The following is a 24,134-nucleotide window of genomic DNA, read 5'->3' as shown; positions in this document are numbered from 1 at the left end:
TCGGACTTGCGCGTGAGTCGATCCCTTGTCCAGAACGGGCCCACGCTCCTAGGCACGATCAGCTGCCGCGGCGACGCGTACCTGCGCACGCTGCTGATCCAGGACGTGCGCTGCAGCCTGCAGCGGGCCAAGGCGGTCAGCGTGGAAACGTCCACGCCCGAGCAGATCTGGATTCGCCCCGGAGAGAACCTGACTAACATTCCGGACGTCCAAACGTGTTTCGGCCGATCCCCGAAGCACCGACGACACCGCTGGATGAACGAGGTCTCCGGGCGCGGTTTATACCCTGGTCCGCATCAACCCACCGATGCAACAAGACCGTTTACGGAAATGCAGTCTGGCAACGTTGAACACCGTGCAGCACTGACACGCACAACGCAGCACCGGGGACAACACCATGACCAGCGAAAGCCTGAAAGCTCAAGGCAAGAGCATCAAGCGGGTGGTATTGACGGGAAGTCTCTTACGACGAATTGTTAGACCGGCACTTACGAAGCACGCTTACTAAGCAACTCAGCCATACGGGTCTGCCAACCTGGGCCCGTGGCTTTCCACTTGGCAAGCACCGATTCCGGGAGGCGAATAGTGACCTGCTTCCGTGGGTTGGTCGCAACGGGCCGGCCAGCACGCTTAACGGTGCCACGCTTGAGCATGGCATCCGTCAGTTCCGGAAGTTCCTTGTACTCGCTGGCTTTTGTCCTGTGCGAGTCCACGCGCTTGAGATCAGACTTCAAGGTACGGGCCGATACGGGCTTTCTCGCGTTCATTGGCTTTTCTCATGCTGAAGATGTGGCGAACTGCTCCTCTTGGCGTGTAGCCGATCACAACGAGGCGACCGGCAAGGTGGCCGAAGCAGATCATGCGCGTCTCGCCATAGTCCCGGCGGGTGTCCTCGACCTCGAAAGTGAGGCCGGCGAAGACTGCTGGTGCATCCTCGAAGTCGAGTCCGCGCTCCTCCAGGGTCTTCTGTCGCTTGGTCGGGTCATAGCTGATGCGCATGAATTATTGTAACTACAACAATTGGCCAATGCAAGAGGCTGGTTGTGCCGGTCAACGCCCGAGGTAACCGGCGCGAATCCGCGCAGCGGGGTTTGCGTCCGGTTGACCGAGTTGTTAGCCAGCGTACTCACGATGCCGTTGCCCTCCATGAGGGAGGCTTGCCCATGGAGTGCTCCTTGGGTCACGGCGGGATGACGACGACCTGAACATGCCCATCGCGCTGCGCCCGGAAGCGCGGTGCCTGCCCTTGAAAAGGGGTTGCCGCGAATACATCTGCGGCGATGCCGTGTCGCCCCCTGTTTCCGTCGGGTGGCATCGACGGGGCCGGATCGACACGCGCGGCAATCAACCTGTGTCCATCGTCCCTTTGTCCAGTCCAACGGAGGATATGGCCATGAGAAGCACGTTCGATTTCTCGCCCCTGTTCCGTTCAAGCATCGGTTTCGAGCACCTGCTCGATGCGCTGGATACCGCCAGCCGCATCGACGCCGTCGACAGCTGGCCGGCGTACGACATCACCAAGACCGCCGAAGACCACTACCGCATCACCATGGCAGTCCCCGGCTACTCGCAGGGCGAACTCACCGTCACCCGCGAGCGCAACCTGCTGACCGTCAGCGGACGCCGCAGCGAGGAGGACGCCGGGGAAAAGCTGCATGCCGGCATCGTCAGGCGCGACTTCCAGCGCCGCTTCGAACTGGCTGACTACGTCGATGTCGTCGGCGCCAGCCTGGTCAACGGCATCCTGACCATCGACCTGCAGCGGGAGCTTCCCGAGGCGATGAAGCCGCGTCGCATCGAGGTCGCCGGCGGGACCGCGCTGCCGCGCAGCGAGGCCGGCAGGCCGCGGCAGATCGAGGCCCAGCAGGCTGCGTGACGCGAGGCGTGCATGCGCGTCACGCGCCATGCGGGCGCAATCCAGGCAATCACCAAAGCACAGGAGATTGAGCCATGACCATGAATGTTCGTGACCTGATCCCGTGGCGCCGCGCCGGCCAGGCAGCATCTTCGTCGCTGCAGACCGTCAACGAGCGCCATCCCCTGCTGTCGCTGCATCAGGAAATGAACCGCCTGTTCGAGGATGTGTTCCGCTCGTTCGGCAATGTCTCGGCAACCACGCCCCTGTCGATGGTTGCCGATGGCTGGCCGAACGTGGAGATCGCCGAAACCGAGCGGGCGTTCACCGTCACTGCCGAGGTTCCCGGAATGGAGGAGAAGGATATCGAGGTGTTGTTCGACGACGGGGTGCTTGCCCTTCGGGGCGAACGCCGCAGTGAAACGGCGGACCATGACCGGCATTTTTCCGAGCGCTTCTACGGCCGCTTCGAACGCCGCATCCCGCTCGACGCCGAGGTCGACGAGAACGCGATCGAGGCCCGTTTCAACAACGGCCTGCTGACCGTGACACTGCCCAAGACCGAACGCGCCCGCGCGCAGGTCAAGCGCATCGCGATCAAGCACTGAGATCGGACGGCATGGCCCAGGAGCGTGGGCCGTAGAAACGTTCGCGGCGAGGAGCTTTGCAGCCCGAATGGCTTCCAGGGGAATGGCGCGGGCAACCGCGCCATTTCCCTGCCAGCGGCGGCATTCGGGGCGTGCCTTCCACGGTGCAGGCCCCGGTTCCTTGCGGCCGGCCGGCCAACGGGAAAAACCCGCAGCGTCTGGTTATGATCGCGGCCTCACCAGGGCGTGCGCGACGGGTGGCCATGATGCAATGCAACGTGTCGAACGGGACGGGCAGCCCATCGTGCAGGCGCCGTCGATGATCTCCGCCGAGTCCGTCATCACGCTGGCGACCCCGGTCTTTTTCGCCTTGATTGGGGTGGAACTGCTGGTGGCAAAACTGCGCGGTCGCCGCGCCTACCGCAGCAACGATGCGGTCACCAGCATCGGGCTGGGGGTGATCTCGCAGCTGGCCGGGGTGTTCCTGAAGGTGCTCACGGTGGGCGTGTACGCCTGGTGCGTCGAGCACGTGGCGCTGTTCGCGCTGCCGGCCGACGCGTGGTGGGTGTGGGTGAGCGGCCTGCTGCTGTACGACTTCCTCTATTACTGGCTGCACCGCATGGGGCACGAGGTGAACATCCTCTGGGCCGCCCACGTGGTGCACCATCAGAGCGAGGACTACAACCTCTCTACCGCGCTGCGCCAGACCGCCACCGGCGGCCTGCTCGGCTGGCTGTTCTACCTGCCGATGGCGCTGCTCGGCTATCCGGTGAGCGTGTTCGCGGCGGTGGCGCTGATCGACCTGCTGTACCAGTTCTGGGTGCACACCGAGCAGGTCGGCAAGCTCGGCTGGTTCGACCGCGTGTTCTGCTCGCCGTCCAACCACCGCGCGCACCACGCGGTGAACGATCGCTACCTGGACAGGAACTACGGCGGCATCCTGATCCTGTGGGACCGCCTGTTCGGCAGCTTCGTCGAGGAGGACGACCGCGACCCGCCGGTATACGGCACGCGCGCGCCGCTGCGCAGCTTCAATCCGCTGTGGGCGAATCTGGAGGTGTACTGGGCCACCTGGCAGGATGCCCGCCGCGCGAAGCGCTGGCGCGACCGGCTGCAGATCTGGTTCCGCCCGCCGGGCTGGCGGCCGGTCGACGTGGCGGCACGCTTTCCCAGGCCGGCCTTCGAGCTCGGACGCGAACGCTTCGATCCGCCGCTCACCCGTCGTCGCGCCGGCTACGGCCTGGTGCAGTTCGCGCTGCTGCTGGGCATGACCACGCACTTCCTCGGCCTGTCGGCCCACGCCGGACTGGGCGTGCTGCTGGGTTACGCGCTGGTGATTGCGCTGAGCCTCACCGTGCTCGGCGCGTGGTGGGAAGGGCGGCCCGGCGCGGCGCGGCTGGAGGCGGTGCGGGTGGCTGCGCTCGCCGTGGTGCCGGCGCTGCTGGGGCGCTGGTTCGGCATCGAGGGGGCGGCGACCGGTGCGGTGTTCGCGCTGCTGTTCGGCACCAGCGCGCTGGCGCTGGCATGGGTGACGCGCAGCCCCGATGCCGCAACTGGCAGCGACCGCATGGCCCGTTCCGGGGCTTCGCCGATCCAGTTCAAATAGACGTCTATACATCCAAATGCATGATTTTGTTAGATACCCGTGAAGGAATTCGCGGGTATCGTTGTTATGATCGTGCGCTGTTACACGTCGGTATCAAGGGGAGGCATGATGGGTTTTCTAGCCAGGTTGGTGCGCCACAAGTCGATCGAACAGTTGCAGGCCGAGGCCGGTTCGCGCGGTGATTTCCGCCGCGTGCTGGGCCTTTGGCAACTCACCGCGATCGGCGTGGGCGCGATCATCGGCGTGGGCGTGTTCGTGCTCGCCGGCCAGCAGGCCGCCGCGAACGCCGGCCCCGCGGTGGTGCTCAGCTTCATCATCGCGGGCCTGGGCAGCGCCTGCGCCGCGCTGGCCTATGCCGAATTCGCCGGGATGATCCCGGTCACCGGCAGCGCCTACACCTACGGTTACGCGGTGCTGGGCGAGCTGTTCGCCTGGATCATCGGCTGGGATCTGCTGATCGAGTACGCGCTGATCGTGGGCGTGGTGGCGATCGGCTGGTCCGGCTATGTGCAGGCGCTGATCGAGCAGCTGTTCGGCGTCACCCTGCCGGTGTGGGCGCAGGGCGCCTACGATCCGCAGCATCCGGACAGCGGCAAGGTGTTCAACGTGATCGCCGCGACCATCACGTTGCTGATCGCCTGGATGCTCACGGTGAAGACCGAATGGGGCGCGCGCGCCAACACCGCCATTGTCGCCATCAAGGTGATCGGCGTGGCGCTGGTGATCGGCGTGGGCGCGTTCTATGTCAACACCGCCAACTGGCATCCGTTCATTCCCACCGCGGTGGTGAAGGACGGCATCACCACCTACGGCTGGGGCGGCGTGCTGGCCGCGTCGAGCATCGTGTTCTTTGCCGTGTTCGGCTACGACACGCTGACCACGGCGGCGGAGGAATCGAAGAACCCGCAGCGCGACCTGCCGCGCGCGGTGCTGCTGTCGCTGGCGGTGTCGATGGCGCTGTACCTGGCGGTGTCGCTGGTGCTCACCGGCATGGTGCCGTACGACCAGCTCAGCGGCGCGGCGCCGGTGGATGCGGCGTTCAAGGCGCTGGGGCTGCACTGGGTGCGCGGTATCATCTCGGTGGCGGCGATCGCCGGCATCACCAGCGTGATGTTCGCCTTCATGCTGGGCGCGGCGCGCATCTGGTTTGCGCTGTCGCGCGACGGCCTGCTGCCGAAGTGGTTCGCCAGGATCCACCCGAAGTACGGCACGCCCGCACGCCCCACCATGATCCTGGGCGTGTTCACCGCGCTGGTCGCCGGTTCGCTGCCGATCGGCGAGGTGGCCGAGCTGGTGAACATCGGCACGCTCGCCGCCTTCATCATCATCTGCGGCTCGGTGCTGATCCTGCGCGTGCGCCAGCCGCACGTGGAGCGCCGCTTCCGCACGCCGATGCTGTGGCTGGTGGCACCGACCGGCATGCTGTTCTCGCTGTTCCTCATCATCGGCTGGCCGTGGTTCGCCGGCGGCCACTTCCAACTGCTCGGCGGCCTGCCAATGATCACCATCTGGCGTTTCATCGCCTGGATGATGCTGGGCCTGGTGATCTACTTCGCCTACGGCATCCGTCACAGCGAACTGGCCGACTCGTAAGCCGCGCGCGGGTCGCGTCGGCACTCGACAGAACGCCCGCGGAACCGGACCGGCTTCGCGGGCGTTTTCGTTGCTGTTGCAAGCGCAGGCTGTTCAGCGCTGCAGCGCGTGCACCGTGGTCCGATGCAGGACCGGCGCCGGCGTTGCCAGCGCGGCGGCCATGCTGGCCGCCTGCGCCGAACTCTGCTCCAGCGGCGTGCGCACGGCCTGCGCGGTATCCACCATGGCGTGGCGCTGCAAGGTGCGGCCCAACACCTGCTCGCTGGCGATGGCGCGGCATCGGAGTTCTGTCCTCGGGCAACGAGTGGGAAGCTAGTGTTGCGACACTGAAATTCAGCAACATCCGGAATCGCGTAGGAGCGCACCCTGTGCGCGAATGCTCTTGCTCCTGATCGACATCAAAGCAAGAGCATTCGCGCACAGGGTGCGCTCCTACATGTTTCGATGGTTCAGTGTCACCGCACTGGCACGCGGGTTGTGCTGCGGTCTGTCGGCCTTTGCCGCTGCTCGATGGTTCCGCCGCGCCGTGCGTGACGCGGTGCACGATGCTCCCGGTTGCCTCGCCCGGCCATCGTCGATCGCCGCCGTCGTGACCTCTGGCAGGGGGCCGTGCGTGACCTTCGACCTACCATCGAGCCCTTGTCCCATGCCGGGCCCGCACCACAGGACGTGACGGGTCGCCGGGGTGGTTGCGGCCGGGGGAGGTGAGACATCGCGTTCCCGGCGTCTGTCCGGAGTGTGTCCTGTGCCACGTGTATCCCGCCTGTGTTTCGCCTTGATTCTGGCCTTCGCCCTGCCGGCCGCGCATGCGGCCGAGCGGCCCGCGCCGCTTGACCAGCCGTACGCCGGCACGCTCACGCTGGCGGTGGATCTGGCCGATGCGCCGAAGAAGATCTTCCGCGTCGCCGAGACCATCCCGGTGACGCCCGGCGCGCTCACGCTGTACTACCCGAAGTGGATTCCCGGCGAGCACGCGCCCTCCGGTCCGATCCAGAACGTGGCGGGGCTGGTGATCCGCGCCAACGGCAAGCCGCTGGCATGGCGGCGCGACCTGCGCGAGATGTACGCGATCCATCTGCACGTGCCCGCCGGCGTGAGCCAGCTCGATCTCGCCTTCCAGTTCCTCTCGCCGGGCGACGGCGGTGAGTTCGGCGCCAGCGCCTCGTCCACGCCCAGGCTGGTGGACGTGGAGTTCAACCAGGTGGCGTTCTATCCGGCCGGGCACTACACGCGGCAGATCACCATCGCGCCCAGCGTCACGCTGCCAGCCGGCTGGAAGTTCGGCAGCGCGCTGGAGGTGGCCAGCCAGTCCGGCACCACCACGCAGTTCAAGCCGGTCAGCTTCAACAACCTCGTGGACTCGCCGCTGATCGCCGGCGCGCACTTCAACCGGGTGGACCTGGACCCGGGCGCCAAGGTGCCGGTGCACCTCAACGTGGTGGGCGACGACGCCGACGACGTCAAGCTCAGCGCCAGGCAGCTCGCCGGCCAGCGCGCGATGGTGCAGCAGACGCTCAAGCTGTTCGGCGCGCACCACTACGACCACTACGACTTCCTGCTCACGCTGTCGGACCACACCGGTCACTTCGGGCTGGAACACCACCAGTCCAGCGACGACCGCCTGCCGGCCAACTTCTTCACCGACGACACCATGCACATGCTGGCGGCCAGCCTGATGCCGCACGAGTACGTGCATTCGTGGAACGGCAAGTTCCGCCGCCCGGCCGACCTGTGGACACCCACCTTCAACGAGCCGATGCAGGACGACCTGCTGTGGGTCTACGAAGGCCTCACCGACTACTGGGGCGGCGTGCTCACCGCGCGCGCGGGCCTGTGGAGCGCGGCGCAGTACCGCGACTCGCTGGCCTCGATCGCCGCGGCGATGGCCCACCGCACCGGTCGCCGCTGGCGCTCGCTGCAGGACACCGCCGACGCCGCGCCGCTCACCTATTTCGGCGGCGGCGGCTGGATCAACTGGCGCCGCGGCACCGACTTCTATCCGGAAGGCCAGCTTTTGTGGCTGGACGTGGACACGCAGATCCGCGCGCTCTCGCACGGCCAGCGTTCGCTGGACGATTTCGCCCGCGCCTTCTACGGGCAGGACGACGGCAGCTACGTCACCAGCACGTACACCTTCGACGACGTGGTCGCCACGCTCAACCAGGTGCAGCCGTACGACTGGGAGCGCTTCCTGCGCCAGCGGCTGGACTACACCGGCACCGAGCTGCCCGAGCACGGCATCGAGCGCGGCGGCTGGAAGCTGGTCTACACCGACCAGCCCAACGACATGGACAAGGCGATGGAGAAGCTGCGCCACGGCGTGAACCTGGCCTATTCGCTGGGCCTGTCCGCCGGCAGCAACGGGCGGATCTTCGACGTGCAGTGGGATGGCCCGGCGTTCAGGGCCGGCCTGGTGCCGGGTCTCACCATCGTGGCCGTCAACGGCAAGGACTACTCGCCCGACGCGCTGAAGGACGCCGTCACCGCGGCCAAGGGCGCCGGCGCGCCGATCGAGCTCCTGGTGAAGAACGTGGACACCTATCGCACCTACCGCGTCGACTACCACGATGGCCTGAAGTACCCGCACCTGGTCCGCGCTGCGGGCAAGGATCTGCTGGGCGACATCACTGCGGCGCGCAAGTAACGCCACCCACCTTTATTCCCGGCCGGCGCCTGCGCCGGCCGGGTCCACCGACCACCCCGCATCGAGGAGATGCCCCTTGAAAAACACCGTTCTCGCTTCCGCCCTGCTGCTGGCCGGTCTCGGCCTGATCGCCGCGCCGGCCCATGCCGACAACGTGCCGCCCGTGCAGGACACGCCGTATGTGCCGGGCACGCTGAAGATCCACGTGGACGCCACCGATGTGGCGCATCGCGTGTTCCGTGTGCACGAGACGATTCCCGCCGTGGCCGGTCCGCTCACCCTGCTGTATCCGCAGTGGATTCCGGGCAACCACTCGCCCACCGGCCCGATCGACAAGTTCGCCGGCCTCACCGTGAAGGCCAACGGCAAGACGCTCAGCTGGACGCGTGATCCGCTCAACGTCTACGCGTTCCACGTCGACGTGCCCGAAGGCACCAGCGCGGTCGACGTGGACTTCCAGTTCCTCTCCTCGCAGGGTCACGGCCAGGGCCGCATCATGATGACGCCCGAGATGCTCAGCCTGCAGTGGGACAAGGTGTCGGTGTACCCGGCCGGCCACAACATCCGCATGATCCACGCCGACGCCAGCGTCACCCTGCCGGCCGGCTGGGAAGGCGCCACCGCACTGGAGCTCGCCTCCAGGAACGGCGACACCTGGAACTACAGGACCATCAGCTACAACGCGCTGGTCGATTCGCCGATGCTCGCCGGCAAGTACCACAAGCAGGTCGATCTCGACCCCGGCGCCAAGGTGCCGGTGCACATGGACCTGTTCGCCGACGCGCCGAAGTACCTCGCGTTCACCCCCGAGCAGATCAAGCCGCACCGCGAGCTGATCCAGCAAATGTACAAGCTCTACGGCGCGCACCACTACGGCCACTACACCTTCCTCACCTCGCTCAGCGACAAGCTCGGCGGCATCGGCCTGGAACACCACCAGTCCAGCGAGGACGGCGTCAAGGCCGACTACTTCACCGAGTGGAAGAAGAACGTGTTCGCGCGCGACCTGTTCTCGCACGAGTACAACCACTCGTGGGACGGCAAGTACCGCCGCGGCGCCGACCTCACCACGCCCAACTTCAACGTGCCGATGAGCGACACGCTGCTGTGGGTGTACGAGGGCCAGACCCAGTTCTGGGGCTACATCGTCGCCGCCCGCGCCGGCCTGTGGACCCCCGAGCAGACCCGCGACATGCTCGCCTACGCCGCCGCCACCTACGACAAGGGCCGCCCCGGCCTGGCCAGCTGGCGCAACGTGCAGGACACCACCAACGATCCCGTCATCGCCCAGCGCCGGCCGCTGCCGTACCGCAACTACCAGGCCAGCGAGGACTACTACGTCGCCGGCGCGATGATCTGGCTCGACGTGGACGCCAGGCTGCGCGCACTCAGCGGCGGCAGAAAGAGCATGGACGACTTCGCCAGGGCCTTCTTCGGCATGAACAACGGCGACTGGAAGGTCAACACCTACACCTTCGAGGACGTGGTGAACACGCTCAACGGCATCGTCAGGTTCGACTGGGCGTCGTTCCTGCGCCAGCGGCTGGACGGTCACGGCCCGCTCATCGACGGCATCGCCGCGCACGGCTGGAAGCTGGTCTACACCGACAAGCCGTCCGACGCGATCAAGGCGATCGAGGCACGCCGCGGCTTTGCCGACCTCACCTACTCGCTGGGCGTGTCGGTGGGCAAGGACGGCTCCATCGCCGACGTGCTGTGGGACGGCCCCGCATTCAAGGCCGGCCTGTCGCCGGCGATGAAGATCGTCGCCGTCAACGGCACCCAGTACTCCGCCGATGTGCTCAAGGACGCCGTCACCGCCGCCGCGAAGGACAAGAGCAAGCCGGTCGAACTGCTGGTGAAGAACTTCGACAGCTACCGGACCGTGCGCGTGGACTACCACGACGGCCTGAAGTACCCGCACTTGGAGCGCGACACCGGCAAGCCGGACACCCTGGCCAAGCTGATCAAGCCGCTCTGAGTCGCTTCACCGCCGGGGAGAGGGCCTGCCCCGGACTTGATCCGGGGGTTGGGGTGAGGGACACCCTCGCGACCATCTCCCATCCCGCATTGCTCCCTCTCCCCGCCGGGGAGAGGGTTGGGGTGAGGGGTCGCTCTTGCGACCATCTCAAAACACTTTGCATCCCATCCCTGCCGGGGGAAGCGCCTGCCCAGGATTTGAGCCGGGATCCGGGTGAGCGGCAGCTGCTCGCTCGCTACGACTATCCCATCCGGCAACCCGCTCCGATTCCGCTCCACCCCGGCGGGCACATCCACCGCCAAGCACCCATCCAACTCCGCTATACTGCGCGTCCGCCGCACCCCGGACACCCGTCCGCACCGCGGCTGGCCGCACCACACGCGCCCGTAGCTCAGCCGGATAGAGTAGTGGCTTCCGAAGCCATTGGTCGGGGGTTCGAATCCCTCCGGGCGCGCCATTTGCCATGGGTCATCGCCTTGCCGGCTGCGGCTGGAGCGCGATGATCGGGAGGCGGCGGAAAGCCGCATCCAGCAAGCCTCTCAGGCCCCGCCGAGATCCTCGGCGGGGCCTTCTTGCTTGGGTGGCTTGCGTCCGAAGGGCGCGGAGTGACCCATGGCGTGAGGGACAAATCCAATTTGAGCTTGCCATGGCGGCGTGACTCACACCAACGCCTCCCCGCGCTTGCCTTCGATCGCTTCGAAATCGCTCTTGCCCTCCACCAGCAGGCCGATGCAGCTCGCCAGCATCTGGCTGCTCGGCAGGTCTTGGCGCACGGGGAATACGGGTCGATACGGCGGGGGTCGATACGGCGGGCGATCTCGGCAAAACGGTGGAGCGCGATGCCAACGTAGGCCAGGCCCGACATGGTCGTCACGTTGCAGCGCCAGACACAGCCCGGCCAGGCCGCTGCCCGGGATCACCGCATCGTGCGTCGCGTCGCCCATATGCATTTCATCCCGCAGTCCGTCCCGACTGTGCAGGCATGGCATGCGACTGCAGCCTGCGGCGTATGGTCGTCAGAGGTCGTGCAGCACGATCGGCATGCTGGCGCGCGAGCGGCGGTAGCTCGCCACGATGTCGCCGTAGTGCACCACGCGGCCGATGGTGTAGGTGGTGATGCGGGCAATATCGCGCACCGGCCTGAAGTGGCTGAGCCGGAAGCTGCCGTGGTAGCGCGAGGCGATCGGCACCGACACCACACCCAGGCCCTTCTCGCGTGTCGCGGCGATCAGGATCGCCGCCTCGAACGCGAAGTTCTCCGCCGGCAGGTCGACCAGCGCCAGCGCGTCGCGCGGGTACCAGCGCTGGCCGCTCTGCGTGTCGACCACCGGTTGTGCGCAGGCCCAGGAGATGCCCCAGTCGGCGACGCCGTTGGCGCGACGGCGGCCCTTGGGCTGCTGCTCGCGGTCGAGCAGGCGCGCGCCGATCACGATGTGGCGCGGATAGCGCCGTGCCGCAGCGAGCAGGCGCGGGATGTCATCGGCCAGGTGCTGGCCGTCGCCGTCCATCGTCAGCACTGCCTCGTAGCCCTGGCGCAGCGCCTCGCGGAAACCGCTGCGCAGCGCCGCACCCTTGCCGTGCCGCGTGGCGTGACGGATCAGCGTGACCGGCAGTGCCGCCACCAGCTCCGGCGTGCGGTCGTCGGAACCGTCGTCGACCACGATCACCGGCGCGTCCAGCGCCAGCACCGAGCGCACCACCGATTCGATCGCCGCCTCTTCGTTGAGGCAGGGGATCAGCACGCACCAACGGGGCAGACCGTTCAACCGGGATACTCCATGTCCAGATCCAGCTCCATCGAGGGCGAGGCGGCGAGGCGGGCATGCGCGGCGCCGCGCAGCAGCGGTACCAGCAGGTCGAGCGCGCCCGCGGCAGGATTGCCGTCGCGCACGCTTGCCAGCGGCTCGGGCAGTGTGACGGTGGCTGCATCGCGGCAGGGTGAAGGCCGCAGCGTGAGCGTGGCCAGCGCCGACGCGTTCGACACGGGCGCCAGCACCACCGCCACGCCGAACGACTGCGCGCAACCGGTGACTTCGCGCAGCGGGCCGCTGCCGGCGATGTCGCTGCACACCAGCAGCACCGGCCGCCGATCGGCCAGTGCCAGGCTGGTCGCTTCGAGCAGTCCCGCGCCGAAGCTCAGCGCGTGCGCGCAGACCGCGGTGGACGCGGCATGGCAGCCGGTGGCAATGGTCCAGTAGCCGACCGCTGCGTTGTGCACCGAGTTGTGGAACTTGGTCGGCGACAGCGCGGTGGGCGCGGTCGCCAGCGTGGCGCACATGTAGTCGGTGATCGCCTGGTCGCCATGACTGGAGGTGAACACGCAGGCCAGTTCGCTCGCCGCGCGGCCGCTCATCGCCACCGCCTGGTCGGCCACCTCGGTGGCCAGCAGCACGCTTTCCGGCGCGCGGCGGCGCTCGTTGGCTGGCAGCGTGGCGGCCGCGGGACGTGCCGGCGGCGCCACCACCGGCGCACCGCTCAGCAGCGCGCGCAGCGCCTCCACGTGGCCCAGCTGCGGCGTCCACAGGCCGAGGCCTTCGATGGCGAGGTGCAACGCACTCATGCCAACTCCGCCCGGGCGAAGGCGAGGCAGGCGTTGTTGCCGCCGAAGCCGAACGAGTTGCTGAGCGCGATGCGCAGCGGGCGGCGCTCGTTGTGCCAGGCGAACTGCGGACCGCAGCCGGGATCGGGGGTGTTGCCACCGAGGTTGCCCGGCACCAGCCCTTCGCGCAGGGCGAGCAGGGTGATCGCCGCTTCCACGATGCCGGCCGCGCCCAGCGTGTGGCCGGTGAAGCCCTTGGTGGAACTGGCGCGCGTGTGCGGCGCGAAGCTGCGGCCGACCAGCGCGGCCTCCACCTCGTCGTTCTTCAGGCTCGCCGTGCCGTGCAGGTTGATGTAGTCGACCTGTTTGGCGGTGATGCCCGCGCGCGCCAGCGCGTCGCGCAGCGCCAGCTCGGCACCCAGCCCCTGCGGATGCGGCGTGGACATGTGGTGCGCGTCGGTGGATTCGCCGTAGCCGAGCAGGCGCGGCGCGTCAGGCGCGGCCTCGACGCGCTCCAGCAGCGCGAAGCCGGCCGCCTCGCCGATCGAGATGCCGCGGCGGCCCGCATCGAACGGCGTGCACGGTTCGGGCGAGATCAGTTCCAGCGCGTTGAAGCCGAACAGCACGCTGTCGCACAAGGTATCCACGCCGCCGACCACGGCCGCATCGACCAGGCCGAGGCGGATCAGCCGTTCGGCGCTGGCGAACACCTTGGCGCTGGACGAGCAGGCGGTGGACACGGTGAGGCACGGCCCCTCGATGCCCAGCGCCGCGGCGACGAACGCGCACAGCGAGTGCGGCGCGTGGATGGCCGGGCGCAGCAGGTCGTCGGGCAGGCCGCCGTCGGCGTCGAGCCGGCGATAACCTTCCTCGGTGGCGCCGATGCTGGCGGTGGAAGTGCCCAGCATCAGCGCGATGCGCCCGGCGCCGTAGCGCGCGCGGGCCGCGGCGACGCGGTCGACGAAGCCGTCCTGGTTCAGGCCGAGCCAGGCCAGCCGGTTGTTGCGGCACTCCCACGCGGCCAGCGCCTCGGGCAGCGGCGCGTTCTCGACGCCGTCGACCTGGCCGATCCAGCACGGCAGCGGCGCGCTGGAGAACGCGTTGGGGCGCAGGCCGCTGCGTTCTTCCTGCAGCGCATCCAGATGCGCCTGCAGGCCATGGCCGAGCGCGGAGGTGGCGGTGTACGCGGAGACCGCGAGGGGAGCAATCGGGTCAGGCATCCGGAAAGCCTAGCCGTGCCACCCGGACTTGCCTAGGAGCCTGTCGGACTTTGGTCGGCCGGACTGCAAATCCGGCGGCGTGTGCGGCTTGCTAAGCTTCGGGTTTTTCCGGCACGGGTGATCGAGCGATGAGCGAGCAGGCCGAACGCGCCGAAGCCTTCCTGCGCGAACTGCAGGACCGCATCTGCGCCGCGGTGGAAGCCGCCGACGGCGGCGCGTGTTTCGTCGAGGACGCGTGGACGCGCGAGGCCGGTGGCGGCGGTCGCACGCGCGTGCTGCGCGACGGTGCGGTGTTCGAGCAGGCCGGAGTGAACTTCTCGCGCGTGTCCGGCCACCAGCTGCCGCCCAGCGCCACCGCGCACCGGCCGGAATTGGCTGGCGGCCGCTTCGTCGCCACCGGCGTGTCGCTGGTGCTGCATCCGAAGAATCCTTACGTACCGACCACGCACGCCAACGTGCGCTATTTCGAGGCGAGCAGGGAGGGTATCGAGCCGGTGTGGTGGTTCGGCGGCGGCTTCGACCTCACCCCGTTCTATCCGGTGGACGAGGACGTGGTGCACTGGCACACCGTGGCGCGCGCCGCCTGCGCGCCGTTCGGCGACGACGTCTACGCCCGCTACAAGCGCTGGTGCGACGAATATTTCTATCTCAAGCACCGTGGCGAGACGCGCGGCGTGGGCGGCCTGTTCTACGACGATCTCAACGAGGGCGGCTTCGAGCGCTGCTTCGCGCTGACCCGGGCGGTGGGGCAGGGTTTCCTCGATGCCTATCTGCCGATCGTCGAGCGGCGCAGGGACACCCCGTACGGCGAGCGCGAGCGCGAGTTCCAGCTCTATCGCCGCGGCCGCTACGTGGAATTCAACCTGGTGTGGGACCGCGGCACGCTGTTCGGGCTGCAGTCGGGCGGGCGCACCGAGTCGATCCTGATGAGCCTGCCGCCACGGGTGCGCTTCGAGTACGGCTACTCGCCCGAGCCGGGCAGCGCCGAGGCACGGCTGGCCGATTACCTGGTACCGCGCGACTGGCTGTAGGAGCGCACCCTGTGCGCGAATGCTTTTGCTCCTGATTGACATCAAAGCCAAAAGCATTCGCGCACAGGGTGCGCTCCTACCGGCGGCTACGGCGTGTCGCCGTGGAAGGTCACCGGCGTGGCGCCTTTCACCGGGCCGATCTGTGCGCTGTCGCTGACCTCGAGCACCACCTCGCGGCGAAAATCCAGCGTGCCCTGCACCACCGCGTGCGGCCCGATCACCACGTGCGGTGGACGCTGCTGACCCCAGTGGAACCAGCCGCCGGGCCTGTCCACCAGGATGCCGCCCTCGACACGGGAGTTGGCGCCCACCGTGATATCGCCGCCGACGGTGCCCAGCCCGCCGGCCACGTGCGCCGCGTCGAGCGTGATCGCGCCGTTGACGTTGGAGGCGCGGCCGCCGATCTCGGCGCCCCGGTCCAGCCGGATGCTGCCGTTCACCGTCTCCACCTTGCCGCTCACGCGGGCGCTTTCACCGAGCGATACCGCGCCGTTGACCGTGCCGATCTCGCCGGCCCGGGCCTGGTCGCCCAGCTCCACCGCGCCGTTGACCGTGCTGGCCTTGCGCACGCTGGCGCCGTCTTCCACGTGCACGGCGCCATTGACCGTGCTGGCGTCGCCGACCTGCTGGCCAGCCTCGACATGGATGGAACCGTTGACCTTGTCGATGTCGTCCTGCGCGGCGGCAGCCAAAGGGTGGATGGCGAGGATCAGAGCGAAAGCGAGCACGGTGCGGCGCATGGGAATCTCCTTGGCATGGCATGGCGGCGGACGCATCGGCGGCCGGCCGTGAGGGACACAACGCGACCATAGATGCGGCCGGGACGGCGACGGTTTACGTGACCTCCGGCACGGTGCGATTTGACGCCCGGCCCGGCGCCATTCACCATTTTCCCTTTCCCCCGCGCGTCGCCATCGCCATGCACAAGCTCGTCCTGATCCGCCACGGCCAATCCCAGTGGAACCTCGACAACCGCTTCAGCGGCTGGGCCGACGTCGACCTGACGCCGCAGGGCATCGCCGAGGCCAGGGAAGCGGGCGCCGCGCTGAAGCAGGCCGGCTTCCAGTTCGACGTGGCGCACACCTCGGTGCTCAAGCGCTGCGTGCGCACGCTGTGGGGGGTGCAGGAGGCGCTGGACCAGATGTGGATCCCGGTGCTTACCGACTGGCGCCTCAACGAGCGCCACTACGGCGCGCTGACCGGCCTCAACAAGGCCGAGACCGCTGCCAGGTATGGCGAGGAGCAGGTGAAGATCTGGCGCCGCAGCTACGACACGCCGCCGCCGCCGCTGGAGCGCAGCGCCAACGAGGCGCTGCATGACCCCCGCTATGCGGGGCTGGATCCGGCGCAGATTCCGGACACCGAATGCCTGAAGGACACCGTGGCCCGCGTGCTGCCGTACTGGCACGAGGTGCTGGCGCCGGCCATTCGCAGCGGCCAGCGCGTGCTGGTGGTGGCCCACGGCAATTCCATGCGCGCGCTGGTGAAGTACCTGGACGGCATCTCCGACGAGGACATCGTCGAGGTCAACATCCCCAACGGCATCCCGCTGGTCTACGAGTTCGACGCCGAGCTGCGCCCGATCCGCCGCGAGTACCTGGGTGATGCCGACGCGATCGCCGCCAAGATGGCCGCGGTGGCCAACCAGGGCAAGGCGAAGTGACCGTTCGGCGGGTCGGGTGACAGCCGATCCGGCGCGGGCGCATGCTGGTCCGTATTGCGATCTTCGCGTTGCTGGGCGTCGCGATGGCGCTGTTTGGTCTGCGGCACCCGCCGTTGCTCCAGTGCCTGCTCGGTGGTGCGGTGGTGGGCATCGTGCTCGGCATGGTGGGCCTGCGCCTCACCCGCTTCGAGCGGACACAGGCCGCGCTGGGCAGCAGCGCCTAGAGCGCGTCGTTGTCCAGCTCGCCGGTGCGGATGCGGATCACCTGATCCAGCGCGCTGACGAAGATCTTGCCGTCGCCGATCTTGCCGGTGCGGGCGGCATTCTGGATTGCATCCACCACGCGCTCGAGCTGGTCGTCGGCCACGGCCACCTCCAGCTTGATCTTGGGCAGGAAGTCCACCACGTATTCCGCGCCGCGATATAGCTCGGTATGGCCTTTTTGCCGGCCGAAACCCTTGACTTCAGTCACCGTGATGCCCTGCACGCCGACTTCGGCCAGCGCCTCGCGCACATCATCCAGTTTGAACGGCTTGATGACCGCCGATACCAGCTTCATGGAGGCTCCTCGTCAGGGGCGCCGACGTGGGTGCCGGCGCGGAAGGGGCATTTTGCGCTGTCGCGTCGGCGCTGTCGCCTCGGCGCCGCATGTAGGACAATCCCTACAAAGTCCGACGGAGCTTCCCGATGGCGGTCACCAGGCGCGTTTACCTAGACTTCAGTTCGACGAGTTCGAGGTGCTATCCATGATGGATAGGCAGGATATCGATCAACTTGCCCTGCGACTTGTTTCGTTGGTGCCGCCAGGACTGGCTCAAGCGCATCAGGATTTGCGAACCAACTTCAGCGATGTCCTGGCGCACGGATTGCGCCGCCTTGATCTGGTCACCCGCGAAGAGTTCGATGTCCAGAGTCAGGTTTTGGCGCGTACCCGCGCCAAGCTCGACGGCCTTGAAAAGCGCATCGCCGATCTGGAGACGATGGCCGCTGCTCGCGGTTCCTAAGCGATAAACCGTCTCCCGGGAGCCGCCCCCGACCTGTCACCTCACCCCGAGAACGGTCGGGGGCGGTTGTTTATGCCCCATCGACCGGAGCTGCTGCATGAGTGCGTTTCTCCGCGGCCGTCTCCCCACCGGTCGCCCACTCCGTCCATGAGTCTGGCCGTCACCCTCAGCCGTGCCCAGGAGGGCGTGACCGCGCCGCAGGTGATGGTCGAGGTTCATCTTTCCGGCGGGTTGCCCGGCACCCATATCGTGGGGCTGCCCGAGGCGGCCGTGCGCGAGGCGCGTGATCGCGTGCGCGTGGCGATCCAGAACACCGCCTTCACCTATCCGGATCGCAAGGTCACGGTGAATCTCGCGCCGGCCGAGCTGCCCAAGGACGGCGGTCGCTTCGACCTGGCCATCGCGCTGGGCATCCTGGCGGCCGGTGGCCAGGTGCCGCGGGAAAAGCTCGACGACTGCGAGTTTCTGGGCGAGCTGGCGCTGTCAGGCGCGATCCGCGGCGTCTGCGGGGTGCTGCCGGCCCTGCTGCGTGCCCGCGCCCGCGGGCGCCGCATGGTCGTGCCCCGGGCGAACGCCGCCGAGGCCGCGCTGGTGCCGGACATCGATGTCATGGTGGCCGACAGTCTGGCCGAAGTCTGCGGCTGGCTGCACAACGCCTCGACCCTGCCGCCTCCGGGGCGCAGCCACGACGGGAGCGGCGCGGTGGCGTGTCCGGACATGAGCGATGTACGCGGTCAGCTGCAGGCGCGCCGGGCGCTGGAAATCGCCGCCGTGGGCGGTCACCACCTGCTGATGGTCGGGCCGCCGGGTACCGGCAAGACCATGCTGGCCGAGCGCCTGCCGGGCATCCTGCCGCCGCTGACCGAGGCCGAGGCGCTGGAAACCTGTGCCGTGCTGTCGGTGACCGGGCAGCCGGTCGATCCGGCGCTGTGGCGTCACCGGCCATTCCGTGCCCCGCACCACACGGCATCCGCGGTAGCCCTGGTCGGCGGCGGATCCTATCCCCGACCGGGCGAGATCTCGCTGGCGCACAATGGCGTGCTGTTCCTCGACGAGCTGCCCGAATTCAGTCGCCATGTGCTCGACGTGCTGCGCGAACCGCTGGAATCGGGCCAGATCATGATTTCGCGGGCGGCGCGGCAGTCGTGTTTTCCTGCCCAGTTCCAACTGCTGGCGGCGATGAATCCCTGTCCGTGCGGCTACGCCGGCGATCCGCGCCAGCGTTGCCAGTGCACGCCCGACCAGATCCAGCGCTATCGCGGCCGCGTCTCCGGACCACTGCTGGACCGCATCGATCTTGCCGTGGAAGTGCCGCGCGTGCCGCTGGCCGAGCTCGGTGCCCCGCGCAGCGGACACGACGAGGACTCGGCCACGGTGCGCCAGCGGGTGATCCGCGCCCGCGACCACGCCCTGCAGCGGGCCGGCCGGCCCAACGCGGAAATCAGCACGCGCGAGCTGGAGCGCGATTGCGCGCTGGGGCCGGCCGAGCGGCGCTGGTTCGAGACCGCCCTCGAGCGCCTGGGCCTGTCTGCGCGGGCTTACCACCGTACGCTGCGGGTGGCGCGCAGCATCGCCGATCTGGACGGCGGGGCCGGTCTGCTCGATCGCGCCCACCTGGCCGAAGCGCTGCAGTACCGCCGGTTCTGAGCCCCCTGCGACATTTTGTGTACTGATCGGTATTGACTTGGACCAGGCGACCGCTATTATTTGAACCGGTCGGTTCGCAAATGTCCCGACCCCCGCGCCCCGGCATCGGCTCCCCCTCCCTCCCTCCGATGCCGGGGCCATTTCTTCCCCGAGCTTCATCCGGCACGTTCCCGCGCTCAATGCGCGGTGGACGTTTTTGTGTGCGCGTGCTCCGATGACCAACGGTTTTTTTGCAGGAAGCGCACATGCATCTTGAGCCTGGGCTGCTGCTGACCGGCCTGCTCGGCATTGGCTTTGCCGCGCAGTGGCTGGCCTGGCGGGTGAAATTGCCGGCAATCCTGTTTCTGCTGCTGGCCGGTATCGTGCTGGGTCCGGTGACCGGCCTCATCCGGCCGGACCGGTTGCTCGGCACGCTGCTGTTCCCGATGGTGTCGCTGTCGGTGGCGCTGATCCTGTTCGAGGGCAGCCTGAGCCTGCGCTTCGGCGAGCTGCGCGAGATCGGTCGCGCGGTGCGCGGGCTGGTGAGCTACGGCGCGATCGCCGCGCTGCTGCTGCTGGCGGCCGCGGCGCACCTGCTGGCCGGACTGGACTGGGACATGGCGCTGCTGTTCGGCGCGCTGACCTGCGTGACCGGGCCGACGGTGATCGCGCCGATGCTGCGCACCCTGCGTCCGAACGCGCGCATCGCCAACACGCTGCGCTGGGAGGGCATCGTGATCGATCCGCTGGGCGCGCTGTTCGCCGTGCTGATCTACGAGGCGATCGCCTCGCGCCAGCAGGGGCACACGATCGGCGTGTTCCTTGGCACCATCCTGTGCGGCATGGTGGCCGGAGCCATCGCGGCGTGGGTGCTGGCGCAGTTGCTGCGCCGGCAGATGATTCCCGAATACCTGCAGAACTTCGGCACGCTGGCGGCGGTGCTGCTCACCTTCAGCGTCTCCAATGCGATCACCCACGAATCGGGCCTGCTGGCGGTGACGGTGATGGGCATCGCGCTGGGCAACCTGCGCGGCGTGCACGTCGACGACATCCTCGATTTCAAGGAGCATCTCACCACGCTGCTGGTGTCGAGCCTGTTCATTCTGCTCGCCGCGCGGCTGCAGTGGCCGCTGCCGCCGGGCATGCTGACGGCCGGCATCGGCATCCTGCTGGCCTCGCAGCTGCTGATCCGTCCCGTCACGGTGGCACTGGCGACCGCCGGCAGCGCGCTCAGCTGGCGTGAGCGCGCGCTGATCGCCTGGGTGGCGCCGCGCGGCATCGTGGCGGCGGCGGTCTCGGCGCTGTTCGCGCTGCGCCTCAGTGCGCTGGGGTTGGCCGGAGCCGACGCGCTGGTGCCGCTGGTGTTCATCCTGATCATCGGCACCGTGGTGCTGCAGAGCGCCACCGCCCGTCCGCTGGCCCGCTGGCTGAAGGTGGCTGAGCCCGAGCCGCGCGGCGTGCTGGTGTTCGGTTCGGGCATCGTGGCACGGGCGGTGACCAAGGCGCTGCACGACGCCGGTGTCCGCGTGCTGCTCGCCGACGATGACTGGGACGGCATTCGCCAGGCGCGCATGGAAGGCTTGCCAACCTTCTTCGGCAATCCGGCGTCGAACCACGCCGAGCGCCATCTCGACCTGACCGGCATCGGCCGCCTGCTGGCAATGTCGACCCACCGCGAACGCAATTCCATCGCCTGCCTGCATTACCGCGAGGAATTCGGCCGCGACAAGGTCTACCGCCTGCGTAACCTGAGCGTGGACGAGGCGACCGATCGCACCGCGCTGGCCGACAGCCTGCTGGCGCCGCCGCTGTTCGACGAGACGATGACCCACGGCCGTTTCGCCGAGCTGTTGACGCAGGGTTGGCGGATCAAGTCCACCCGCCTCACCGCCACGTTCGACTGGCCGCACTTCGTCGAGCAGTACGGCTCGACGTCGATCCTGCTGTTCGGCATCGAGGAGAAGGGCGCACTGCGCGTGGCGTCGGCCAAGCGCGAGCTGGAGCCCCGGCCCGGCTGGCTGGTGATTGCGCTGGTGCCGTCGCCGGACCTGGTGGGCCGCGGTTCCTGACACCCGCGGAACGGCGCGCGCCCGGTCGGCTTCGCGGTAAAGTTGCCGCCCGATCAACGCCGCGTCCCACCACCGCACATGCGAATCCTGATCGCCGAAGACGACGCCAAGGCGCGCCGCTATCTCGCGCAAGGCCTCGGCGAGGAGGGGTTTTCGGTCACCCTCGCGGAAGACGGAAAAATCGCGCTCGCGCTGTTGCGCGAGCACCGGTTCGATGTTGCCGTACTCGATGTGATGCTGCCGGGCCGGGATGGGTTCGGCGTCGTGCAGGCGATGCGCAGCGCGGGGATCCGTACCCCGGTGCTGTTTCTCACCGCGCGGGGTCACGTGGAGGATCGCGTGCACGGTTTCGAGATCGGCGCCAACGACTACCTGGTGAAACCCTTCGCCTTCGCCGAGCTGCTGGCGCGATTGCGCAACCTGCTGCGCCAGGGCGAGCCGGCGGGCGAGACGGCGATGCTGCGCGTGGGGCCGCTGCTGATCGATTCGCTGCGCCATCAGGTCACTCGCGGCGGCCAGCCGCTGCAGCTCACGCCGAAGGAATACGCCCTGCTGCTGCTGCTGGCGCGCCAACGCGGGCGGGTGCTGTCGCGCACGCTGATCGCCGAGAGCGTGTGGGGCATCTGCTTCGACACGCAGACCAACGTGGTCGATGTGGTGATCCGGCGCCTGCGCGCCAAGCTGGATGCGCCGTTCGACGCGCCGATGCTGCACACCGTGCGCGGGGCCGGCTACATGCTGGACAGTCATGACGATTGAAGCCATGCCGCCGGTCCGCTGGTGGCGGCGGTGCTCCATCGGTACGCGCCTGAGCCTGCTCTGCATGCTCGCGGCGCTCACCGCGGTGGGCCTGTTCGCGGGCATCACCGACTGGCGTCTGTCGACCAACTTCAGCGCCGAGCACCTGCGTTTCATGCAGGCCAAGGTCGCCGAGCTGCAGGTCGATCTGGACGATGCCGGCGGCAGACCGCAGGCGCTGCTCGGCGAAATCGTGAAGGAAACCGAGGGCACGCGGCTGCGCCAGTACGAAGCGCGCGTGCTGGCCGCCGGCCGCGTACTGGGCGAGACGCCAGGCATGCAGCGCGAGTTGCCCGGCGCGGTGTTCCCTGCCCCCATGGACGGTCTGCCGATGGCGCCGCTGCGCGTGCGGCATGCCGGGCCGCGCAGTTACGTGCTGGCGACGGTGCGACTGCACAGCGTCGATGGCGACACACCACCGGTGCTGCAGTTGGCGCTGGACGTGACTCGCGATGTGGCGCTGCAGAACAGCCTGCGCCGCGCGCTGGCGCTGGCGTTCCTGCTGCTGGTGCCGCTGCTGGCGTTCGCCGGACGCTGGGTGGCGGCGCAGGGGCTGGCGCCACTGGCGCGCATCGCCGGCGCCGCGCGCTCGATCACGCCGGCGGATCTGTCGGCCCGCCTGCCGCTCACGCCACCGTGGCCGCCCGAGCTGCACGACCTGGTGCTGGTATTCAACTCGATGCTGGCGCGGATCGAGGAGGCGTTTGCCCGGCTGTCGCGCTTCTCGGTGGATCTGGCGCACGAGCTGCGCACGCCGCTGGCCAACCTCGGCGGCGAACTGGAGGTCTGCCTGATGCGCCCGCGCGAGGCGGTGGATTACCGCGTGGCGCTGGAGTCCGGGCTGGAGGAATGCCGGCGGCTCAACGTGTTGATCGAGAACCTGCTGTTCATGGCGCGCGCCGAGCATGCCGAGCAGGCGCTGCGCTGCGAACGCTTCGACGTGGCGCAGGCCTGCGCCTGGGTGGTCGCCCAGCACGCGCCCGGCGCCGCCGCGCGCGGCATCCGCATCCGGCAGGACGGTGCCGCCACGCTGGTGGCCGATCCGCTGCTGCTGCGGCAGGCGCTGGCCAACCTGCTGGGCAATGCGATCCGCCATTCGCACGACGGCGGCGAGGTGCGGATCATCCTGCAGCCGCTGACCGAGGGCGTCGAGATCCGCGTAGAGGACGACGGCGAAGGCATCGAAGCGCCGCACCTGGCGCACCTGTTCGACCGTTTCTACCAAGTGGATGCGGCGCGTCGGCGCGGCGCCGGCCAGGGCACCGGGCTGGGGTTGTCCATCGTGCGCAGCATCGTCGAACTGCATCGCGGCACGGTGCACGTGGCAAGCGTGCGCGGCGCCGGCACCACGGTGACCATGCACATGCCGTCGGCCCGGTCGGCCTGCGCCCGCCCATTCCATCAGCAGTCGTCCGCGCATGAAGTCTGACTGGGCCAACCTTGCGCACCGCGCGTTCAAGCTCGGCGTCCTGGTCAAGGGGCTGGACGGCCTGCTGGAGCTGGTCGGCGGCATCGCACTGCTGCTCGCCAGCGGTCCGGCGATCCGGCACATCGTGGCCGTGCTGACGCAGCAGGAACTGCTCGAGGACCCTCACGATGTCGTCGCCAGTCATCTCGTCCGGATGGCGCAACATTTCTCGCTGGGCACACGGCATTTCGCCGCCGTGTACCTGCTGGCGCATGGTCTGGTGAAGATCGCCATGGTGGCGGGGCTGCTGCGCGGACTGCGCTGGGCGTATCCGGCGGCCGTCGCGCTGATGGCGGCCTTCATCGCCTATCAGGGCTACCGGCTGTTCCATCAACCCTCGCCGCTGCTGGGGCTGCTCACCGTCATCGACGTCACGGTGGCCGGCCTGATCGTTCACGAATGGCGCCATCTGCCGGCCAGGGCGTCGCTCGCCGGATGACAGCGGACCGT

24 protein-coding genes, 1 tRNA gene and 1 pseudogene are annotated in these 24,134 nt (G+C 68.3%); 17 read left to right on the top strand and 9 right to left on the bottom strand.

The features are described from left to right. Positions 1-36: 36 nt before the first annotated feature. A pseudogene (locus tag ACO2Q2_RS12845) lies at positions 37-174 on the top strand (IS110 family transposase); the annotation flags it as partial. 314 nt (positions 175-488) lie between these two features. On the opposite strand, the gene ACO2Q2_RS12840 reads toward ACO2Q2_RS12845, so the two are convergent. Both ACO2Q2_RS12840 and ACO2Q2_RS12835 read right to left on the bottom strand, forming a co-directional pair. Beyond that, a complete protein-coding gene (locus ACO2Q2_RS12840) occupies positions 489-767 on the bottom strand; it encodes a BrnA antitoxin family protein (protein ID WP_423256177.1) in 279 nt (92 codons plus the stop codon). Beyond that, entirely contained in the window at positions 724-999 is a 276-nt protein-coding gene (locus tag ACO2Q2_RS12835; protein ID WP_423256176.1) for a BrnT family toxin, read from the bottom strand. Before ACO2Q2_RS12835 ends, ACO2Q2_RS12840 begins: the two co-directional genes overlap by 44 nt. A 394-nt stretch (positions 1,000-1,393) precedes the next feature. On the opposite strand from ACO2Q2_RS12835, the gene ACO2Q2_RS12830 reads away from it, so the two are divergent. The 4 genes from ACO2Q2_RS12830 (at position 1,394) to ACO2Q2_RS12815 (ending at position 5,641) form a co-directional block, all read left to right on the top strand. Further along, positions 1,394-1,876: an Hsp20 family protein gene (locus ACO2Q2_RS12830; RefSeq protein WP_423256175.1), complete on the top strand. Its 483-nt coding sequence runs from the start codon at positions 1,394-1,396 to the stop codon at positions 1,874-1,876. A 185-nt stretch (positions 1,877-2,061) separates the two neighbouring features. Next, a complete protein-coding gene (locus tag ACO2Q2_RS12825) occupies positions 2,062-2,463 on the top strand; it encodes an Hsp20/alpha crystallin family protein (protein WP_423256174.1) in 402 nt (133 codons plus the stop codon). Positions 2,464-2,761: 298 nt separating this feature from the next. Continuing rightward, positions 2,762-4,048 carry a sterol desaturase family protein gene (locus tag ACO2Q2_RS12820; RefSeq protein WP_423256188.1) on the top strand — a complete coding sequence of 429 codons (1,287 nt, stop codon included), beginning with the start codon at positions 2,762-2,764 and terminating at the stop codon, positions 4,046-4,048. A gap of 108 nt (positions 4,049-4,156) precedes the next feature. Next, entirely contained in the window at positions 4,157-5,641 is a 1,485-nt protein-coding gene (locus tag ACO2Q2_RS12815) for an amino acid permease (RefSeq protein WP_423256187.1), read from the top strand. A 93-nt stretch (positions 5,642-5,734) separates the two neighbouring features. Here ACO2Q2_RS12815 and ACO2Q2_RS12810 read toward each other — a convergent pair whose 3' ends face one another. Then, complete coding sequence (locus ACO2Q2_RS12810; protein ID WP_423256173.1) at positions 5,735-5,893, bottom strand: hypothetical protein; 159 nt, start codon at positions 5,891-5,893, stop codon at positions 5,735-5,737. A 493-nt stretch (positions 5,894-6,386) separates the two neighbouring features. On the opposite strand from ACO2Q2_RS12810, the gene ACO2Q2_RS12805 reads away from it, so the two are divergent. The 3 genes from ACO2Q2_RS12805 to ACO2Q2_RS12795 all read left to right on the top strand — a co-directional run bounded on the left by ACO2Q2_RS12805 (position 6,387) and on the right by ACO2Q2_RS12795 (position 10,723). Then, a complete protein-coding gene (locus tag ACO2Q2_RS12805) occupies positions 6,387-8,285 on the top strand; it encodes a M61 family metallopeptidase (protein ID WP_423256172.1) in 1,899 nt (632 codons plus the stop codon). A 76-nt stretch (positions 8,286-8,361) separates the two neighbouring features. Beyond that, positions 8,362-10,266, top strand: a complete 1,905-nt coding sequence (locus tag ACO2Q2_RS12800) for a M61 family metallopeptidase (protein ID WP_423256171.1) — start codon at positions 8,362-8,364, stop codon at positions 10,264-10,266. A gap of 380 nt (positions 10,267-10,646) precedes the next feature. Further along, a tRNA-Arg gene (locus tag ACO2Q2_RS12795) sits at positions 10,647-10,723 on the top strand. A gap of 202 nt (positions 10,724-10,925) precedes the next feature. Here the strand turns inward: ACO2Q2_RS12795 and ACO2Q2_RS12790 are convergent. From ACO2Q2_RS12790 to ACO2Q2_RS12775, 4 genes are all read right to left on the bottom strand, one after another. Continuing rightward, positions 10,926-11,210 (bottom strand): hypothetical protein, encoded by a 285-nt coding sequence (locus ACO2Q2_RS12790; RefSeq protein WP_423256170.1) that lies wholly within the window; start codon positions 11,208-11,210, stop codon positions 10,926-10,928. A gap of 72 nt (positions 11,211-11,282) precedes the next feature. Then, on the bottom strand, positions 11,283-12,032 hold the full coding sequence (locus tag ACO2Q2_RS12785) for a glycosyltransferase family 2 protein (RefSeq protein WP_423256169.1): 750 nt from the start codon (positions 12,030-12,032) through the stop codon (positions 11,283-11,285). Further along, positions 12,029-12,826, bottom strand: a complete 798-nt coding sequence (locus tag ACO2Q2_RS12780; protein WP_423256168.1) for a beta-ketoacyl synthase chain length factor — start codon at positions 12,824-12,826, stop codon at positions 12,029-12,031. Before ACO2Q2_RS12780 ends, ACO2Q2_RS12785 begins: the two co-directional genes overlap by 4 nt. Next, the gene (locus ACO2Q2_RS12775) at positions 12,823-14,025 is read right to left on the bottom strand and encodes a beta-ketoacyl-[acyl-carrier-protein] synthase family protein (protein ID WP_423256167.1); all 1,203 of its coding nucleotides are present in this window, start codon (positions 14,023-14,025) and stop codon (positions 12,823-12,825) included. The genes ACO2Q2_RS12780 and ACO2Q2_RS12775 overlap by 4 nt, the downstream gene beginning before the upstream one ends. 128 nt (positions 14,026-14,153) lie before the next feature. Here ACO2Q2_RS12775 and hemF point away from each other — a divergent pair, with 128 nt between their 5' ends. Continuing rightward, complete coding sequence (gene hemF / locus ACO2Q2_RS12770; RefSeq protein ID WP_423256166.1) at positions 14,154-15,056, top strand: oxygen-dependent coproporphyrinogen oxidase; 903 nt, start codon at positions 14,154-14,156, stop codon at positions 15,054-15,056. Positions 15,057-15,142: 86 nt separating this feature from the next. Here hemF and ACO2Q2_RS12765 read toward each other — a convergent pair whose 3' ends face one another. Next, positions 15,143-15,796, bottom strand: coding sequence for a hypothetical protein (locus ACO2Q2_RS12765; protein WP_423256165.1), 654 nt, complete (start codon positions 15,794-15,796; stop codon positions 15,143-15,145). A 179-nt stretch (positions 15,797-15,975) separates the two neighbouring features. Between ACO2Q2_RS12765 and gpmA the strand changes: the two genes are divergently transcribed. Together gpmA and ACO2Q2_RS12755 are read left to right on the top strand one after the other, a co-directional pair. Further along, the gene (gene gpmA, locus ACO2Q2_RS12760; protein ID WP_423256164.1) at positions 15,976-16,719 is read left to right on the top strand and encodes a 2,3-diphosphoglycerate-dependent phosphoglycerate mutase; all 744 of its coding nucleotides are present in this window, start codon (positions 15,976-15,978) and stop codon (positions 16,717-16,719) included. A 41-nt stretch (positions 16,720-16,760) separates the two neighbouring features. Further along, entirely contained in the window at positions 16,761-16,943 is a 183-nt protein-coding gene (locus tag ACO2Q2_RS12755) for a hypothetical protein (protein ID WP_423256163.1), read from the top strand. On the opposite strand, the gene glnK is transcribed toward ACO2Q2_RS12755, so the two are convergent. Beyond that, positions 16,940-17,278, bottom strand: coding sequence for a P-II family nitrogen regulator (gene glnK, locus ACO2Q2_RS12750; protein ID WP_423256162.1), 339 nt, complete (start codon positions 17,276-17,278; stop codon positions 16,940-16,942). The genes ACO2Q2_RS12755 and glnK overlap by 4 nt on opposite strands. 187 nt (positions 17,279-17,465) lie before the next feature. On the opposite strand from glnK, the gene ACO2Q2_RS12745 reads away from it, so the two are divergent. The 6 genes from ACO2Q2_RS12745 to ACO2Q2_RS12720 all read left to right on the top strand — a co-directional run bounded on the left by ACO2Q2_RS12745 (position 17,466) and on the right by ACO2Q2_RS12720 (position 24,123). Beyond that, positions 17,466-17,723, top strand: a complete 258-nt coding sequence (locus ACO2Q2_RS12745) for an accessory factor UbiK family protein (protein WP_423256161.1) — start codon at positions 17,466-17,468, stop codon at positions 17,721-17,723. 147 nt (positions 17,724-17,870) lie between these two features. Next, positions 17,871-19,370, top strand: coding sequence for a YifB family Mg chelatase-like AAA ATPase (locus ACO2Q2_RS12740; RefSeq protein WP_423256160.1), 1,500 nt, complete (start codon positions 17,871-17,873; stop codon positions 19,368-19,370). A gap of 245 nt (positions 19,371-19,615) precedes the next feature. Continuing rightward, a complete protein-coding gene (locus tag ACO2Q2_RS12735) occupies positions 19,616-21,418 on the top strand; it encodes a cation:proton antiporter (protein ID WP_423256159.1) in 1,803 nt (600 codons plus the stop codon). Positions 21,419-21,496: 78 nt separating this feature from the next. Next, a complete protein-coding gene (locus ACO2Q2_RS12730) occupies positions 21,497-22,177 on the top strand; it encodes a response regulator (protein ID WP_423256158.1) in 681 nt (226 codons plus the stop codon). Continuing rightward, positions 22,167-23,645, top strand: a complete 1,479-nt coding sequence (locus tag ACO2Q2_RS12725; RefSeq protein WP_423256157.1) for a heavy metal sensor histidine kinase — start codon at positions 22,167-22,169, stop codon at positions 23,643-23,645. Before ACO2Q2_RS12730 ends, ACO2Q2_RS12725 begins: the two co-directional genes overlap by 11 nt. Then, positions 23,635-24,123: a DUF2127 domain-containing protein gene (locus ACO2Q2_RS12720; protein WP_423256156.1), complete on the top strand. Its 489-nt coding sequence runs from the start codon at positions 23,635-23,637 to the stop codon at positions 24,121-24,123. Before ACO2Q2_RS12725 ends, ACO2Q2_RS12720 begins: the two co-directional genes overlap by 11 nt. The last annotated feature ends 11 nt before the right edge of the window (positions 24,124-24,134 follow it).

The organism is Dyella sp. KRB-257 (genome assembly GCF_049445995.1).
GTDB lineage: Bacteria > Pseudomonadota > Gammaproteobacteria > Xanthomonadales > Rhodanobacteraceae > Dyella_A.
Note: the sequence above shows the minus strand (reverse complement) of the source record. Positions and strands in the feature narration are given on the sequence as shown.